We start from the raw sequence: 17,914 nt of genomic DNA on the forward strand, positions 1-17,914 counted from the left end.
TATTCTAATGGGCATTATAGTAGATGCGTATTCAGCATCATTACCCTCACATGAATAACCAAGTAGGAATCATTATGCGGATCAGTGCCAATTTTGATGGCGGAAATATCCAAGTCATTAATCTTGATAATAAAGACGATATTCAACTGGCAATCCGTCCCGATGCGGGCGGTGAGTTTTATCAATGGTTCAACTTCCGATTCGAAGGTGAGGTGGGTAATCAATACACCTTAAATATCATCAATGCGGGCACCGCTTCCTATCCTAAGGGCTGGCAAGATTACCATGCGGTCGCCAGTTACGATCGCCAGCATTGGTTCCGTGTGCCAACCCAATATATCGATGGCAAACTGAGCATTCAGTTAGCGCTTGATTGTGATGCGATTCAAATCGCCTACTTTGCGCCCTACAGCTACGAGCGTCACTTAGATCTACTCAGCAACGCACAATTGCATCCCGATGTTAATCTTGAGCATTTAGGTCTGACCTTAGATGGCCGCGATATCACACTGATGAAAGTGGGCGATGGCAATCCTGATAAACGCAATATCTGGATCACAGCAAGACAACATCCCGGTGAAACCATGGCGGAATGGTTAGTCGAAGGCTTAGTGAATCGTCTGCTGGATAACGATTGTCCAACGGCAAAAGCGCTGCTCGATAAAGCGAACTTCTACATAGTGCCTAACATGAACCCGGATGGCAGCGTAAGAGGCCATCTGCGTACCAATGCGATTGGGGTTAACCTTAACCGTGAATGGCAAACTCCAAGCTTAGAAAGAAGCCCTGAGGTCTACCATGTAGTGCATAAAATGCAGCAGACGGGCGTAGATTTATTTTACGATGTCCATGGCGATGAAGGCCTGCCCTATGTATTCCTCGCGGGTTGTGAGGGCGTTCCCGCTTACAATGAGCGATTGGCACAGCTGCAAGCGGATTTTAGTCAGGCATTAACCTTGGCCAGTGCCGATTTCCAAACCGAGTTTGGTTACGCTAAAGACGAGCCAGGTCAAGCCAACTTGACCGTGGCCTCTAATTGGGTAGCACAAACCTTTGATTGCTTATCGAACACCTTAGAAATGCCTTTTAAAGACAACAACAACCTGCAGGATCCGTTTGTGGGTTGGTCACCAGAGCGCAGCATTTATTTAGGCGAAGCGTCATTGATTGCCATGCTCGCCGTGGTTGATAAGTTAAGATAGGTGCGACTATGGCATTAATCGAATGTCCAATCTGCCGTAAACGGATGTCGAGCAAAGCACCAGCTTGCCCGCATTGTGAGGCAAAAACCAATGGTGACAATAGCTCGCTCGCACGGATCAGTCATATCCAAAAATCCAGCAGCTTAATGAACCAAAGCTTTGTCGCCATGACGCTGTTTATTGCGGGGGTGGTGATTTGGTTTTGGGGCGGCGAGCCCGCCGAAGGTTTGCGCGCGACCATTGGTGCCATCTGTTTTGTCTTTGGTTTTGTGGGCTATTTAATTACCCGCGTTAGAATCGTATTACATAAGCGAAAGAGTGTATGACCGACATTAATCAAGTGATCGACCAAATGCCCGAAGAAGTCTATGAAAGGCTGCGTAGCGCCGCTGAATTAGGCAAATGGGAAGATGGTACAGTATTAACCGAAGCCCAGCGTGAATCGACCCTTCAAGTGGTGATGCTCTATCAGGCGCGCCGCTTAGATCAAACTGAGCATTTCACCATAGCGGCCGGTGGCAAATTAAATGAGCTGTCGAAGGCGGAGTTGAAGAAACAATTCCGTGGCGAGTCTATTGCTGAGTTTAAAGCTGACGAACTCTAATTGTTGTGTTAATGCTTAAACAACAAAAAGCCCACGAATGTGGGCTTTTTCATGCGTAACGTTTCGATACTTAGTCGGGGCTGAGCTCACCAACCAAGTTTTGCAGCATGGCAGTTTTAATTTCGCTCGGCTTTAAGTTTTTCGATAGCAGATAATGCAACTTAGCCAGTGCGGCTTCAATGGTCATGTCTGCACCACTGATCACCCCCGCTTTGGCGAGGGCATTGCCCGTAGCGTAACCGCCCATATTCACTTTGCCTTGGAAACACTGAGTTAGGTTCACTAACACAATTCCACGCTCATCCGCTTGCTTTAGGGTATCGAGTAATGCCGCATCCTGTGGTGCATTGCCCACGCCAAAGGTTAGTAAAATCAGCGCCTTTACAGGTTGCTGTAGAATGTTCTCAAAAATTTGTGTCGAAATACCAGGGTAGAGAGTCACTACGCCAACGGGCTGCGGGCTGATATTCGCCACTTCCAACGGCTTATCGCTTGGCGTGGCAATTTTACCTGCACGCAGATTAATTTTAATCCCCGCTTCAAGCAGTAAGGGGAAGTTAGGCGAGGCAAACGCATCGAAGCCATCGGCGTGGGCTTTGGTGGATCGATTGCCGCGGAACAGTTTGTTATTAAAGAATAAACACACTTCAGCCACTGGATAATTGGCGGCGATATACAAAGAGTTGAGCAGGTTGGTTTGACCGTCGGATCTCAGCTGTGCCAGAGGAATTTGAGAGCCGGTGACGATAACTGGCTTTGACAGGCCTTGGAGCATAAAGGATAAGGCAGATGCGGTATAGGCCATGGTATCTGTGCCGTGGAGGATCACAAAGCCATCGTACTTGTCGTAATTGGCCTTGATATCATCGGCGATCATTTGCCAGTCGGTTGGTGCCATGTTTGATGAGTCGATGAGCGGGCAGTACTCATGGATCACAAACTCAGGCATTTCATCATGGTAAAACTCGGGCATGGATTGGACGCATTGGGTCAAAAAACCTGCCACCGGTGCAAAGCCATTCGCGGTTTTTTGCATGCCTATGGTGCCGCCCGTATAGGCGACGTAAATGGAGCGTTTAGTCATTCTTGTCGTTATCTTAGCTGCAAGTGAGCTAATTATACGATTTTGCAGGCATAAACCCAATAAAAAAGCCCGAGGCAATCGGGCTTTTGTGTCTTTCATCTTGAGTCTGCGTTAGTTGATCGCACAGCTGTCACAATACACATACACATGGTTAGGATCGTTAAAGGCCGCGATGGTCTTTAAGCTGCCAGTCCATTGAGCCAGCATTTGCTCAAGCAGTGTTGAATGGTTGAGTGAAGCGGGTAAATAAGCCGACACAGAGGCAAACATTTGCTGCACAAAACGCTGCTCAGGCGTGAGCTCTTGTTCAATTAAGCGGGTATCGAACAGGCTTAAATCTGCAAGTTTAGCGGCTTTGGCAACGGCTTGGTCTATATCGCCAAGTTCGTCCACTAAACCTAACTCTAGGGCTTTTTTACCACTCCACACACGGCCTTGAGCGATGCTATCCACTTGTTCTAAGGTCATTTTACGTTCCTTAGCGACCAGTGAGATAAAGTCTAAGTAGCCACGCTCGATATGGCGCTGGATAACCGATTCAATTTGTGGCGAAAGGGTGCGAGTCACAGACAATCCCGCCCATTCGGAGGTCGATACACCATCGGTATGGATGCCTAAGCTGGCGAGTGAATCTTCGAAAGTGGTGATCATCCCGAAGATCCCGATAGAGCCTGTCAGCGTGGTTGGGGTTGCGAAGATATAATCGGCGCTGGCCGAAATCCAATAGCCACCGGACGCCGCAAGGCTGCCCATACTCACTACCACAGGTTTACCCGCCGCTTTGAGGGCGAGTAATTCTTGGCGGATCTGCTCTGAGGCAAAGGCGCTGCCGCCAGGGCTGTCGACTCTAAGCACCAGCGCTTTGATATGTTTATCAAATCGTGCCTTGCGTAACAGCTCAGCGGTGCTATCGCCACCGATTTGGCCGGCGGGTTGGCTGCCATTTAAAATGGTGCCGCTGGCAACGATAATGCCGACACTGTCTTGCTCAACAAAGCTTGGCAAAGGCGTCACTAAGGTTAAATAGTCGTAGAAACTGACCTGTTTAAAGCTGTCACCTGACTTCTCTTTACCCACGCTATCGAGCATGACTTTACGGAACTCTTCATCGGTCGCTAGGGTATCGACCCATTTCATATTGATGGCCATAGTGGCGGAGTCGCCTTCGGCCTTATCCAGTTGCGCGAGGTAATTTGCCGAGTCGAGCACTAAGGTATTGGCATCGATTTGGCGATTTTCTGCCACCGTTTGAGTATAACTCTGCCAAACATCGGCGAGTAGGGCGCTGCTGGCCTCTCTGGCCGCATCCGACATATCGTCACGCATGTATGGTTCTACTGCCGATTTAAAGGTGCCGACGCGGAAAATGTGTGCCTTTATCTTGAGCTTCTCGAGGGCGGACTTGAAGTATTGGTTATACATACTCAAGCCATCGAGGGAGACGCTGCCTTGGGGATTGAGGTAAATGGTATCGGCAAAGCTGGCAAGAAAGTATTGGTTTTGCTCGTAATAATTTCCAATTGCCACCACCTTTTTGCCGCTTTCTTTAAAACGATTCAAGGCATCGCCAATCGATTGTAATTTACTGATCCCTGCGCGTTTCAGCTCGGCCAAGTCTAAGACTATGGTGCTGATCCTGTTATCGTGCGTCGCGTTATCAATCACATAGATAATATCCGCCAGCAGGATTTCACCATCGCTGCTGCCGTTATTGCCTTGCTTAAGTGCGGCTTCAATTGGGTCGACCTGCTGTTTTTGATCGACAATCGAACCCGCCAGATTAAGCACCAATGCTGAGTTCTCTTCGACCTGAATATCCTCACTGCTGCCAATAATAATGAGAATGATGGCCAGGAAGCCAAAAAAAATCAGGTTGAGTGTGAATTTACGGATCCCGTTGAGGGTGTTCCATATAAATAAACATATTCTCTTGAAAAACGATGGGTTAGCGGACATTAGCCACTCCTTTGCTTATCGAATCTGCCAATGCTAACTGAAAATCCCCTCACTGGCTAAACACAATTGTAAAGGATTTTAACTTTTAACCCCCTAGCAACAGTTGAGCTTACATTTGACTCAAGGTATGCTCATTTAAATCACTTGTTTAAAAAGGATGTTTGAATGTCGTTTCCCCATTTATTAGAACCCTTAGATCTGGGATTCACCCAGCTCAAAAATCGTGTGTTAATGGGCTCCATGCACACGGGTTTAGAAGAAGAAAAGGGCGGATTTGAGAAACTGGCAGCGTTTTATAAAGAGCGCGCGTTAGGCGGCGTCGGTTTAATTGTCACCGGCGGTATCTCACCAAACCTACGTGGTCGCTTGACTCCCCATGCTTGTCAGCTGAGTTTCCCTTGGCAAGTGGGTAAACACCGCATTGTGACTCAAGCAGTGCACGAGGCTGGCGGTAAAATCTGTATGCAAATCCTGCATGCGGGGCGCTATGGTTATCATCCTTTTTCGCAGGCGCCGAGTAAAATCAAGTCGCCTATCACTCCCTTTACACCTTCGGCCATGTCGAGCCGTCAAGTTCGCGCCACTATTAAGGATTACGCCAGTTCTGCCGCCTTAGCGAAAAGAGCGGGGTACGATGGCGTTGAAGTGATGGGCTCTGAGGGGTATTTGATCAACCAATTTATCAGTTCGCGCACCAATACTCGCACCGACGAATGGGGCGGCAGTTTTGAAAAACGCGCGCAATTTCCGATAGAGATTGTGAATGCCATTCGCGCCAAAGTGGGCAAAGATTTTATTATTATCTTCCGCTTATCTATGCTCGACTTAGTCGATAACGGCTCCACTTGGGATGAAGTCGTGCAATTGGCTAAGTGGCTCGAGCATGCGGGGGTGTCGATTATCAATACAGGAATTGGTTGGCATGAGGCCCGTGTGCCAACGATTGCGACCAGCGTGCCCCGCGGCGCCTTTGCTTGGGTAACTGAAAAACTTAAACAGTCGGTTTCAGTGCCTCTGATTGCCACAAACCGTATCAATACGCCTGAGATTGGCGAGCAAATCATTGCTTCTGGTCAAGCGGATATGGTGTCTATGGCGCGGCCGTTCCTAGCCGATCCTGAGTTTGTGAATAAAGCGGCGGCCAACACGCCAGAGCTTATCAATACCTGTATTGGCTGTAATCAGGCCTGCTTGGATCATACATTCTCACTTAAACGTGCCACTTGTTTGGTCAACCCTCGTGCCTGTTATGAGACCGAAATTAACTTTTTACCTACCAGCAACAAGAAGCGTATCGCTGTGATGGGCGCGGGCCCCGCTGGGATGGCATTCTCTGTGTATGCGGCCATGCGCGGCCATGAGGTGGTGCTCTTTGAGGCGAAATCTGAGGTGGGTGGGCAGTTTAATCTGGCACGTAAAATCCCAGGAAAAGAAGAGTTTAACGAGACGATTCGTTATTTCCTCAATCAAATCAAACTGTATAAAATCGATTTGCGCTTAAATACCCGTTTAGATGCTAAGGTGCTGGAAACCGAAACCTTTGATGAAATCGTTATCGCCTCGGGCGTGGTCCCGCGCGAGTTAAGCTTGCCAGGATTTGATAGCCCCAAAGTGGTGGATTATCAACAGGTACTGACGGGCCAAGCCACGATTGGCAACAGAGTGGCCCTGATTGGTGCCGGCGGCATCGGGTTTGATATGGCGCATTACCTCTGCGAATCTGAGTCGAGCACCCTCAATCCTGAAAAATGGTTAAAGCAGTGGGGCATAGATAAACAATATCAACATGCGGGTGGGTTAGCCGAGCCTGCAGTCGATAATAGCGACCATAGACAAGTCTACTTGCTGCAACGTAAGACCTCTAAGATGGGTCAAGGCTTAGGTAAAACCACCGGCTGGATCCACCGTTTAGTGTTAAAACAGCACGATGTGAAGATGAAAACCGGTGTCAACTATGACAAGTTTGATGACGCTGGCCTACATATCCGCGTTGGCGAGCAAACTGAAGTATTAGCCGTGGATAATGTGATCCTCTGCGCCGGACAAGAATCTAACCGCACCTTAGTCGATGAGATGAAAGCAACGGGGATTCCGGTGCATTTGATTGGCGGTGTCGATGTGGCCGCCGAACTCGATGCAAAACGCGCCATTCGCCAAGGCGCCGAGCTTGCCATGCGACTCTAGTTGTAAAGCTATTTCACCAATAAAAAGCCTGAGTTTAACTCGGGCTTTTTTGTTGATTGATATGAAGATAAGTGCCTATCTGCATGAGTGGGTCATTTGCTTAGTTGGGTAAATGCCCATAACTCACGACCCGCGTGACTTGCCACTGGTCATTGGTGCGTTGCCAGAGCATTAAAAAATTGGCTTTGCCATCACAACTGCCTGTTTCTAGGATGCAAAATTTATGAATGCCCTCAGTTATCGCGCCAAAGTCTTTGATCGGATAGGCTTGAAAGCTTTCTTCAACCAGTGAACGAGTGTATTTGCCGCAGGCATAGTTTTTGGTGTTGTTGATCATCGATTGGCGGTCCCAAGTGACACCACCATTGTCGTGGTAAAACTCGACCTTCTCCGCAAAGTAACTTTCATGAAGCTTGAGTTGTTGCTCATCGGTACAACGATTAAATGAATCAAATACCTTGCTATCCATGTCTTTCATCTCGGCAACGAGGTTATCTTCACTCGAAAACGCACTCATTGACACAAGCAGCAAGATGATCGCGATTAGCTGTCCCATAAATCTCCTTGAAAATACTAGTCCATTAAAGCAAAGTAAAAGTAAGTGGAAAGCAATAACATAATGATCTTTTGGCAAGCTAACAAGGGCGAGTGGTAAAGCATTTTGGAAGTCGAAAAATGTAGTCTTTTACTTAATCAGCAGATGTTGTGCAGGAAATACCAATCCCTTGCAGACGACTCTGTTAGTCTTCAACCACTTCTTGCTGTGGCACGGCTTTAAGATTGGCGGTTTTACGCGTCGATGGGGTTTGGGCGCGACTGTTACTGCGGTGATAGGTCACCACGGCAGCACCTTCGGGGGATAAATCGAGTTCTAAATCTTCGCTAGGAATGCAGCAGCAGGGCAGACATTCGTCGGCATTAAGCTCGGCTAAAGGCTCGGTTAAATAGCTGACGCTGCCGCTAATAATACGGGTCTTGCAAGCGCCGCAAAAACCACTGCGGCACTCAGAGAAAATGGTCACTTTTTTGGCTTCAAGTGCTTGCAACAACGAATTGTGCTGCTCGGTAAACAGCAGCACAGGTTGCCCTTGAAGGCGCACAATGGGCGCCTTCGCAAAGGGGTTGTTTAACAGCAGATTCGATTTAGCCATGAGCAATCAAATCCCGTTAGAGATCGAAATCGAGGAATTCGTCACTGTCGACGGCCGAATCGATTTGACCGACAAGATAAGATGACACTTCGACTTCCTGTGGCGCCACTTGTACCGCGTCACTCTCTAACCAGTTCTTCATCCAAGGCAGTGGGTTAGACTGCTCGGCATAAGGCAGTGGCAGGTTAACGGACTTCATCCGTTGGTTGGTGATGTACTCAACGTATTGGCAGAGGATCTGCTCGTTGAGACCGATCATTGAGCCGTCTTTGAACAGATATTTTGCCCATTCTTTTTCTTGCTCGGCGGCCTTGAGGAACAGGTTGTACGCTTCCTGTTGGCATTCTGCGGCAATCTCAGCCATTTCAGGGTCGTCTTTGCCGCCCTGCATAATGGTTAAGATATGCTGGGTGCTGTTTAAGTGCAGTGCTTCGTCACGGGCGATAAGACGAATAATTTTCGCGTTACCTTCCATGAGCTTACGCTCTGCAAATGCGAATGAGCAGGCAAAACTGACGTAGAAGCGAATCGCTTCGAGGGCGTTAACTGACATCATGCACAGGTACAACGCTTTTTTTAGCGTGCGAGTGTTGACTTCAATCGGCTCGCCATCGATCACATGGGTGCCTTCGCCTAACAGGTGGTAAACCTGCGTCAGCTTGATCAAGTGATCGTAGTATTCGGCAATGTCAGTCGCGCGGCGCAGGATCTCTTGATTCACCACGATATCGTCAAAAATCACCGAAGGATCGTTCACGATATTGCGAATAATGTGCGTGTAAGAGCGCGAGTGGATGGTCTCGGAGAATGACCAAGTCTCAATCCAAGTTTCTAATTCGGGCAGCGACACTAAAGGCAGAAACGCCACGTTAGGCGAGCGACCTTGGATAGAATCGAGCAGCGTTTGGTATTTCAGGTTCGAAATAAAAATATGCTTTTCATGATCTGGCAGTGAGTTGTAGTCGATTTTATCGCGGCTCACGTCAACTTCCTCTGGGCGCCAGAAGAAAGACAATTGCTTTTCAATCAGTTTTTCAAACACTTCATATTTTTGTTGGTCATAACGAGCGACGTTAACCGATTGTCCGAAGAACATAGGTTCACGGGTGGCATCGTTGGGTGTTTGGCAAAAAGTAGAGTAGGTCATGGTACGAGTATTCCAATAAGTCGGGATCCCAAAGGGATCCCGCAACCGTTAACATTGAAGATTAGATTTTGCAGGCGCCGCCAGCACAGCCGTCATCTTCTTTCTCTATGTTGGTAATGTCATCGTGTTGATCCGATGCACCATCGCGAGTGTTATGGTAGTACAGCGTTTTTACACCTAACTTATAGGCATTAAGTAAGTCTTTCAGCAGAGTCTGCATCGGAACTTTACGGCCTTCGAAACGCGTTGGGTCATAGTTAGTGTTGGCCGAAATCGCTTGGTCAACGAATTTTTGCATGATACCCACGAGCTGTAAGTAACCTTCGTTGCTTGGCATTTGCCATAGCAGCTCGTAGTTGTATTTCAGCTCATCAAAATCAGGTACCACTTGCTTTAACTGGCCATCTTTACTCGCTTTAACGCTGATCAAACCGCGTGGTGGTTCGATACCGTTAGTCGCGTTTGAGATCTGTGATGAAGTTTCAGACGGCATTAATGCAGACAGGGTCGAGTTACGTAAACCGTGCTGTTTGATGTCTTGGCGCAGTGTTTCCCAGTCTAAATGCAATGGCTCGCTGCAAATCTTATCTAAATCACGTTTGTAGGTATCGATAGGTAAAATACCTTGAGCGTAAGTGGTCTCATTAAATAATGGGCACGCACCTTTCTCTTTCGCCAGATTCATTGACGCCTTGAGCAGATAGAATTGAATCGCTTCAAAGGTCTTGTGAGTCAGGTTGTTCGCGCTACCATCGGAGTACTTCATACCATTCTTCGCTAAGTAGTTAGCGAAGTTGATAACACCAATACCTAAGGTACGACGGTTCATCGATGAAATTTCGGCCGCTTTGATTGGATAATCTTGGTAATCCAGTAGGTTATCCAGTGCTCGCACCGCTAAATCGGCTAATGGCTCAAGCTCGGCTAAGTTTTTGATCGCACCTAAGTTTAACGCCGACAGCGTACACAGTGCGATTTCACCGTTTGGATCGTCAATGTTGTTCAATGGCTTGGTCGGCAGCGCGATTTCAAGACAAAGGTTAGATTGTCTGATCGGGGCAACTTTCGAGTCGAATGGACTGTGAGTATTACAGTGGTCGACGTTTTGAATGTAGATACGGCCCGTTGAAGCACGCTCTTGCATCATCAATGAGAACAGTTCAACTGCTTTCAATGTCTTCTTACGAATACTGCTGTCTTGCTCATATTGCAGGTACAGACGTTCGAATTCGTATTGATCTTCGAAGAAGGCATCGTAAAGACCTGGCACGTCCGATGGACTGAACAGGCTGATGTTTTCGCCTTTTATCAGACGTTGGTACATCAGCTTGTTGAGCTGCACGCCGTAGTCTAAGTGGCGAATACGGTTATCTTCAACACCGCGGTTGTTTTTCAGTACCAGAAGGGATTCCACTTCTAAGTGCCAAATGGGGTAGAAGAGGGTCGCAGCACCACCACGAACGCCGCCTTGCGAGCAAGACTTCACCGCCGTTTGGAAATACTTGTAGAAAGGTAAGCAACCGGTGTGGAAGGCTTCGCCGCCACGGATTGGGCTACCTAGTGCACGGATACGACCCGCGTTGATACCGATACCTGCGCGTTGGCTCACATACTTCACGATAGAAGAGGCGGTCGCGTTGATAGAATCTAAGCTGTCGCCACATTCAATCAGAACGCATGAACTGAATTGACGCGTTGGCGTACGTACACCCGCCATGATTGGCGTGGGCAGAGAAATCTTAAAGGTCGATACCGCATCGTAAAAATCTTTCACGTATTGCAGGCGCGTTTCTTTTGGATAACGGGCAAACAAACAGGCCGCCACCAGAATATAGAGGAACTGGGCGCTCTCGTAGATCTCGTGGGTCACACGGTTTTGTACCAGATACTTACCTTCGAGCTGTTTTACCGCCGCGTAGGAGAAGTTCATATCGCGCCAATGGTCGATATAGCTGTCCATGATATCGAGTTCTTCGCGGGTGTAATCCTGCAGAATATGCATATCATACTTGCCAAGCTCGACCAGTTTAGTCACATGGTCGTATAACTTTGGCGGCTCGAACTGACCAAAGGCCTTCTTACGTAAATGGAATACGGCTAAGCGCGCAGCCAGAAACTGATAATCCGGTGATTCTGGGGAAATTAAATCCGCCGCAGATTTGATGATCGTTTCGTGGATAGCTTCGGTTGGGATCCCGTCGAAAAACTGTAAATGCGTGCGAAGTTCAACTTCAGAAACAGAAACGTTTTTTAATCCCTTGGCTGCCCAAGTAATTACGCGGTGTATTTTGTCGAGATCGATTGTCTCACGTGCACCACAGCGTTTTGTGACTGTCATATTGCTATTCATTGAAGAGAGGCCTTGGTTCTGATATCTGTTCAGGTGAACTAAGTCACCGTACGTTTCCTTGTAAAACAATCAACCTGAAAACCCTTAATACTGCTGACTATGCAGGAGATAGTCGATTTAACGGGGAACTTCTAGTGTGTCTGATTGCTACCTATACACAAGATATGGTGTTTTAAATAATCTGAGATACAAGATAGTGAGGTTTGCCGCCATTTGCAAGTCTCAATTCAGGGGGTATCTTGTGGATATCTTGAGGATAAAGAAAAGCGTTAGTGATGACTAACCCTGAAGCTCAAATTGAGATTAGCGTGCAACATTGATGACGTTTTTTTGCGCAAATTTCACTGTGTGATCGATCGCTAAAATAAGCAGCGATCGCGATCGCAAGGATTGACCCTTAGCCTAAATTGCATTACCCGCAAAAGGAGCATTATTTCACCATTAATGGTTAAGCTGAGCAATTAGCACGAGTCAATTCGTTACCGCTATTTTGCGAATGCTTGGCTTAAGGCCGAATGTAAACTCGATGGCGAGTTAAACTGCGCATAGGCAGGCCATGCATCGGGCGTATCGGTCTCGCCTAAGTATCCCCACAACGCCACACCGCCGAGCATGCCCGCCGCTTGAGCCGCGAGTAAATCCCGCTCAGCATCACCTAAATAGAGTATTTGCTGTGGCTGGCACTGCAGCTGCTGCGCGCCCAATAGCATTGGTGCAGTATGGGGCTTAGGGAAACGAGTCGAATCGCCACTGATCATCACTGGCATACGCAAGTTGAGCTTCAGCTTATGCAATAGAGGGCGTGTAAAGCGGGCGGGTTTATTGGTGATCACCCCAAACGGTACTCGGCATAAATCGAGCCAATCGAGCAGAGGAGCGATACCATCAAACAACTGGCAATGGTCGCCATTGATCCTTTGATAGTGGGCGAGGAGTCCTTGCTGTACTTGAGTGCGCAGGGCGTCATCCGCACCGGGAATCGCTGCATCAACTAAGGCAAAGCTGCCATGGGAGGCGGCGCTTCGCATGTCTGCGATGGGTTTTGCCGCGATACCGACATCAGACAAACTGAGGTTAAGGGCTTGAACCAGATCCGGCGCGGTATCGGCAAGGGTACCGTCAAGGTCGAATAAGACCCCTTTAACCTCAGCTAAGCTCATCTTAATCTACCTTTTGCGTCGCAATCATATAATTAACATCGACCTTTGGCGTGTACTTAAAGATCCCCGTCAGTGGGTTATAGGTGATCCCAAGTGCATCTTTACAGAGAAGATCGGTGTTATCGACTAAGGCCATGAGTTCCGATGGCTTGATGAACTTATTATGGTCATGGGTGCCAATGGGCAGCATCTTTAATAGGTACTCGGCGCCGATAATGGTCTCGACGAAAGACTTAATATTACGGTTGATGGTTGAGAAAAACACAAAACCGCCGGGTTTAACCATATCGCAGCAGGCTTGAATCACCGATTGCGGATCCGGCACATGCTCGAGCATCTCCATACAGGTCACCACATCATAGTATTCGCGGTGTTCTTCCCGATGGGCCTCGGCAGTGTTTTTGACATAGTTGATGCTCACGCCAGTTTCCAGTGCATGTAAACGCGCGACTTCTAATGGTTCTTCACCCATATCGAGGCCGTCAACGACCGCGCCGATGCGCGCCATGCTTTCGGATAAAATGCCGCCGCCGCAGCCGACGTCGAGCACTTTCTTACCAAAAATCCCGCCTGCCGTTTGATCGATATAGTTAAGGCGCAGGGGATTTAATAGATGCAGCGGCTTAAACTCGCCGTTGAGATCCCACCAAGTTTCGGCCATACGTTCAAACTTTGCGATTTCCTGCGGGTCTACGTTGGTATTCTGTTGCATGCTATTACCTATTACGGCTGTCATTGTGCGGCTATTATAACGACAATGGGGGATAAACACAGTATTGGCTGATCCTAAGTCTTTGTGGTTGAGTGAAATTTCAGCAATTATCATTAATTCTTAAACACTTTGTGAAGCAGAGCGGTTTTTCTGCTCAGAGATTAATCAAGTCTTGGCTTCAATTTCGCCATTAACAACGGGTTTTATCGGGTTTAAAAGGGCAAATTGACAGTGTTTTCATCTATTAAGCCACATCCTTCGCAATTCACGTAGGATAGGTCTGGCGACATTAAATAACTGTGTTAGAATGCCAAATCACGTTTTTGGGCCGCTCAATGATACGGATTATACGTTGTCGGCTAATTTTCAGGGGAACGAGCAGTTTATGACTGATCTGGCATCATCTATTTCGCCAATTAATATCGAAGACGAACTAAAGAATTCGTACCTTGATTACGCCATGAGCGTCATCGTGGGACGTGCATTACCAGACGTGCGTGATGGCCTTAAGCCTGTGCATCGCCGCGTGCTGTTTGCCATGAGTGAATTGAAGAACGATTGGAACAAGCCGTACAAAAAGTCTGCCCGTGTGGTTGGTGATGTGATCGGTAAATATCACCCCCATGGTGATTCGGCGGTTTACGATACTATCGTACGTATGGCTCAGCCTTTCTCTCTGCGTTACACCTTAGTCGACGGTCAAGGAAACTTCGGTTCGGTTGACGGTGACTCCGCAGCGGCAATGCGTTATACCGAAATCCGTATGGACAAGTTAGCGCACCAGCTCCTCGCCGATCTTGAAAAAGAAACCGTTGACTATGTGCCCAACTACGATGGCACAGAACAAATTCCCGCTGTATTACCGACACGTGTCCCTAACCTGTTAATCAACGGTTCATCGGGTATTGCGGTCGGTATGGCGACTAACATTCCGCCTCATAACTTAACCGAAGTCGTTAAGGGCTGTTTAGCACTGATCGCCGATCCTGCGTTGTCTATCGAACAGTTGATGGAACATATTCCAGGCCCAGACTTCCCAACGGCGGCGATTATCAATGGCCGTAAAGGCATTATCGATGCGTATAAGACGGGCCGCGGCCGCGCAGTGATGCGCGCACTGGCTGAAGTCGAAACCGAAGATAACGGCCGTGAACGCATTATCGTCACCGAAATTCCTTATCAGGTGAACAAGGCTAAACTCATCGAGAAAATCGCTGAGTTAGTCAAAGATAAGAAGATTGAAGGCATCAGCGGCCTGCGCGACGAGTCTGACAAAGACGGTATGCGCATCGTTATTGAAATCAAACGCGGTGAAGTGGGCGAAGTTGTTCTGAACAACCTCTATGCCCAGACACAAATGCAATGTTCTTTTGGTATCAACATGGTGGCCTTGACCAATGGTCAGCCTAAGTTGTTCAACTTAAAAGAAATGCTCGAATGCTTTATCCTGCACCGCCGTGAAGTGGTGACCCGCCGTACCGTATTCGAACTGCGTAAAGCGCGCGAACGTGCCCATATCCTTGAGGCATTAGCGGTCGCACTCGCCAACATCGATCCGATTATTGCGCTGATCAAAGCCTCGCCAACCCCAGCTGATGCCAAAGTCAAACTGGTTGAACAGGGTTGGGCACTTGGCCATGTACAGGGCATGCTTGAAAAAGCAGGTGACGATGCGGCGCGTCCTGAATGGTTAGAGCCAGAATTCGGCATCCGTGATGGCTTATATTACCTGACTGAGCAGCAGGCTCAGGCAATCCTAGAGCTGCGTTTACACCGCTTAACTGGTCTTGAGCACGACAAGATCATCGCTGAATACGAAGAGCTGCTCGAGTTCATCGCGGGTCTGCTGTTTATTCTGCGCAGCCCTGAGCGTTTGATGGAAGTGATCAAAGAAGAGCTGGAAGAAATTCTGGCCGAATACGGTGATGCACGCCGCACTGTCATCAACGCCAACGAAATTGATATGAGTCTTGAAGACTTAATCAACGAAGAAGACGTGGTTGTGACCCTGTCACATTTAGGTTACGCCAAGTACCAACCGCTGAGCGATTACCAAGCCCAGCGTCGTGGTGGTAAGGGTAAAGCCGCTACTAAGGTGAAAGACGAAGATTTCGTTGAAAAACTGCTGGTTGCGAACACCCACGATACAATTCTGTGCTTCTCAGATTTCGGTAAGATGTACTGGCTCAAGGTCTATCAATTACCGCTTGCGAGCCGCACATCGCGCGGTCGTCCGATTGTCAACTTACTGCCGCTGTCCGATGGTGAGCGCATTACGGCGATTCTACCAGTGCGTGAATACGCAGAAGATAAGTACATCATCATGGCGACCTCTAACGGTACCGTGAAGAAGACTGCATTGACGGCTTACAGCAACCCACGCGCTAACGGCATTATCGCCGTGAATCTGAAAGACGGTGACCAGCTGATCGGTGTCGATATCACCAATGGTGATGATGAGATCATGTTGTTCTCGAACGAAGGTAAAGTGGTTCGCTTTAAAGAAGGCGAAGAAGTGGCTGTTCTCGATGAAAACGGCAACCCAGTGCTGGACGAAGAAGGTAACCCACAGATCAACTTCAAGGGCGTGCGTCCAATGGGCCGTGGCGCGACCGGTGTTCGCGGTATTAAGCTCGAAGAAGGTCAAAGAGTGGTGTCTCTCATCGTACCTAAGGGCGATGGCGCTATCTTAACCGTGACCGAAAACGGTTACGGTAAACGTACTGAACTGTCTGAATACCCATCGAAGAGCCGCGCGACCAAAGGTGTGGTATCGATCAAGGTGAGCGAGCGTAACGGTGCGGTGGTTGGCGCGGTACAAGTTGGCGGTAATGACGAAATCATGCTGATCAGCGATAAAGGTACCTTAGTCCGTACGCCTGCGAACGGTGTGTCTATCATCGGCCGTAACACCCAAGGTGTGACCATTATCCGTACCGCAAGTGACGAGAAAGTGGTTGGTCTGCAACGTATCGATGAGATCCAAGGCGACGAAGATGAAGTCGAGCTGGATGAAAACGGTATGCCAATCGTCCCAGTTGTTGTTGAAGGTGACTCTGTTCAAGAAGAGCCTTTAGAAGATGAACTGGAAGAAGAATTAGACGAAGACGAAGAGCTTGACGACGAGCAAGACGAAGACTAATTCGAGAGTATGAAAACGAGCGTCCAATTGGACGCTCGTTTTTTTCATGGCAACGTTTTATTTTATGAATTCTAATATCATGGTTTGTAAATAAGGAGAGTGGTAGTGAGCGCGATTTATAATTTCTGTGCAGGTCCTGCGATGTTACCCGCAGCGGTAATGAAAAAAGCACAACAGGAATTACTCGATTGGAATGGGCTAGGTGTCTCCGTGATGGAAGTCAGCCACAGAGGTAAGGAATTTATCGCGCTGACCAAGCAAGCTGAGGCGGATTTACGCGAGCTGATGCACATTCCACAGAACTATCATGTGTTGTTTATGCACGGTGGTGGTCGCGGTCAGTTCTCTGCCGTTGTGAATAATTTTTTAGGCAACCAAGGCCGAGCCCTGTATTTAGTCAGTGGTCAATGGTCTTCTGCAGCATTAGCCGAAGCACAAAAGCTAGCGGGCGACGCGCAAATTGATAGCCTTAACATTGTTGAAAAACAGAATAGACTCAATGCAGTAGTGCTGCCTGTTCTGCATAAGATAGATGCCGATTACCGTTATGTGCACTATTGCCCAAATGAGACAGTTGATGGTATCGAAATTTTTGATGAGTTAGACAGTCCATGGCCGATTGTCGCCGACTTATCATCTACCATTATGTCTCGCGAAATCGATGTCAGTCGTTACGGCTTAATCTATGCTGGTGCGCAAAAGAACATTGGTCCTTCGGGCTTATCAATTGTGATAGTGCGTGATGATATGTTGAAACTGCCGAGTTTAACCCAATCATCCATCATGGATTACCGTTTAGCGGTGGAGCATGACTCCATGTTCAACACGCCGCCAACCTTTGCTTGGTACTTAGCGGCCGAAGTGTTTGCCTGGCTCAAATCCTTAGGTGGTGTGGCAAGTATCGCGAAAATCAATCAGCAAAAAGCGCAAATGCTGTATGCCTGTATCGATGCCAATCCTTTCTATAAAAATGGTGTCGTCGCGGCAAACCGCTCACAAATGAACGTGACTTTCCAACTGGCGGATGAATCCCTTGATGGCGCCTTCTTAAAAGAGGCCGAAGCGGCGGGCCTAGTGGCCTTAAAAGGGCACCGAATCGTTGGTGGCATGCGTGCCAGCCTTTACAATGCGATGCCACTTGAAGGTGTCGCCGCGCTGGTGAGCTTTATGAACGAATTTGCGGCAAAGCATAGCTAAGCCAAGTAATGAAGTTTACCTAACT

At 48.2% G+C, this 17,914-nt stretch carries 14 protein-coding genes; 6 read left to right on the forward strand and 8 right to left on the reverse strand.

The genetic code is table 11. The features are described from left to right. Positions 1 to 74 precede the first annotated feature (74 nt). The 3 genes from K0H60_RS09955 to K0H60_RS09965 are packed head-to-tail and all read left to right on the forward strand — an operon-like array spanning position 75 to position 1,806. Positions 75 to 1,202, forward strand: a complete 1,128-nt coding sequence (locus K0H60_RS09955; protein WP_011716955.1) for a M14 family metallopeptidase — start codon at positions 75 to 77, stop codon at positions 1,200 to 1,202. Positions 1,203 to 1,210: 8 nt separating this feature from the next. Continuing rightward, positions 1,211 to 1,528, forward strand: a complete 318-nt coding sequence (locus tag K0H60_RS09960) for a hypothetical protein (protein ID WP_039977219.1) — start codon at positions 1,211 to 1,213, stop codon at positions 1,526 to 1,528. Next, complete coding sequence (locus K0H60_RS09965; RefSeq protein WP_011716957.1) at positions 1,525 to 1,806, forward strand: YeaC family protein; 282 nt, start codon at positions 1,525 to 1,527, stop codon at positions 1,804 to 1,806. The genes K0H60_RS09960 and K0H60_RS09965 overlap by 4 nt, the downstream gene beginning before the upstream one ends. Before the next feature lie 70 nt (positions 1,807 to 1,876). Here K0H60_RS09965 and ansA read toward each other — a convergent pair whose 3' ends face one another. Continuing rightward, positions 1,877 to 2,890 carry an asparaginase gene (ansA, locus tag K0H60_RS09970; protein ID WP_011716958.1) on the reverse strand — a complete coding sequence of 338 codons (1,014 nt, stop codon included), beginning with the start codon at positions 2,888 to 2,890 and terminating at the stop codon, positions 1,877 to 1,879. A gap of 111 nt (positions 2,891 to 3,001) precedes the next feature. After that, entirely contained in the window at positions 3,002 to 4,846 is a 1,845-nt protein-coding gene (gene sppA / locus K0H60_RS09975) for a signal peptide peptidase SppA (RefSeq protein ID WP_220058048.1), read from the reverse strand. 165 nt (positions 4,847 to 5,011) lie between these two features. Here sppA and K0H60_RS09980 point away from each other — a divergent pair, with 165 nt between their 5' ends. Further along, a complete protein-coding gene (locus K0H60_RS09980; protein ID WP_220058049.1) occupies positions 5,012 to 7,030 on the forward strand; it encodes an oxidoreductase in 2,019 nt (672 codons plus the stop codon). A 100-nt stretch (positions 7,031 to 7,130) separates the two neighbouring features. On the opposite strand, the gene K0H60_RS09985 is transcribed toward K0H60_RS09980, so the two are convergent. The 6 genes from K0H60_RS09985 to ubiG form a co-directional block, all read right to left on the reverse strand. After that, entirely contained in the window at positions 7,131 to 7,586 is a 456-nt protein-coding gene (locus K0H60_RS09985; protein WP_220058050.1) for a nuclear transport factor 2 family protein, read from the reverse strand. Positions 7,587 to 7,770: 184 nt separating this feature from the next. Next, on the reverse strand, positions 7,771 to 8,181 hold the full coding sequence (gene yfaE, locus K0H60_RS09990; RefSeq protein ID WP_220058051.1) for a class I ribonucleotide reductase maintenance protein YfaE: 411 nt from the start codon (positions 8,179 to 8,181) through the stop codon (positions 7,771 to 7,773). Between the two features lie 16 nt (positions 8,182 to 8,197). Further along, on the reverse strand, positions 8,198 to 9,328 hold the full coding sequence (gene nrdB / locus K0H60_RS09995; protein ID WP_088211170.1) for a class Ia ribonucleoside-diphosphate reductase subunit beta: 1,131 nt from the start codon (positions 9,326 to 9,328) through the stop codon (positions 8,198 to 8,200). Between the two features lie 61 nt (positions 9,329 to 9,389). Further along, positions 9,390 to 11,678, reverse strand: a complete 2,289-nt coding sequence (gene nrdA, locus K0H60_RS10000; protein WP_220058052.1) for a class 1a ribonucleoside-diphosphate reductase subunit alpha — start codon at positions 11,676 to 11,678, stop codon at positions 9,390 to 9,392. Between the two features lie 485 nt (positions 11,679 to 12,163). Continuing rightward, a complete protein-coding gene (locus K0H60_RS10005; protein ID WP_220058053.1) occupies positions 12,164 to 12,838 on the reverse strand; it encodes an HAD family hydrolase in 675 nt (224 codons plus the stop codon). A gap of 1 nt (position 12,839) precedes the next feature. Beyond that, entirely contained in the window at positions 12,840 to 13,550 is a 711-nt protein-coding gene (gene ubiG, locus K0H60_RS10010; protein ID WP_220058054.1) for a bifunctional 2-polyprenyl-6-hydroxyphenol methylase/3-demethylubiquinol 3-O-methyltransferase UbiG, read from the reverse strand. 385 nt (positions 13,551 to 13,935) lie between these two features. On the opposite strand from ubiG, the gene gyrA reads away from it, so the two are divergent. After that, positions 13,936 to 16,692, forward strand: a complete 2,757-nt coding sequence (gene gyrA, locus K0H60_RS10015) for a DNA gyrase subunit A (RefSeq protein ID WP_220058055.1) — start codon at positions 13,936 to 13,938, stop codon at positions 16,690 to 16,692. Positions 16,693 to 16,797: 105 nt separating this feature from the next. After that, positions 16,798 to 17,889: a 3-phosphoserine/phosphohydroxythreonine transaminase gene (serC, locus tag K0H60_RS10020; RefSeq protein WP_220058056.1), complete on the forward strand. Its 1,092-nt coding sequence runs from the start codon at positions 16,798 to 16,800 to the stop codon at positions 17,887 to 17,889. Positions 17,890 to 17,914 lie beyond the last annotated feature (25 nt).

This window comes from Shewanella mangrovisoli (assembly GCF_019457635.1).
Taxonomy (GTDB): domain Bacteria; phylum Pseudomonadota; class Gammaproteobacteria; order Enterobacterales; family Shewanellaceae; genus Shewanella; species Shewanella mangrovisoli.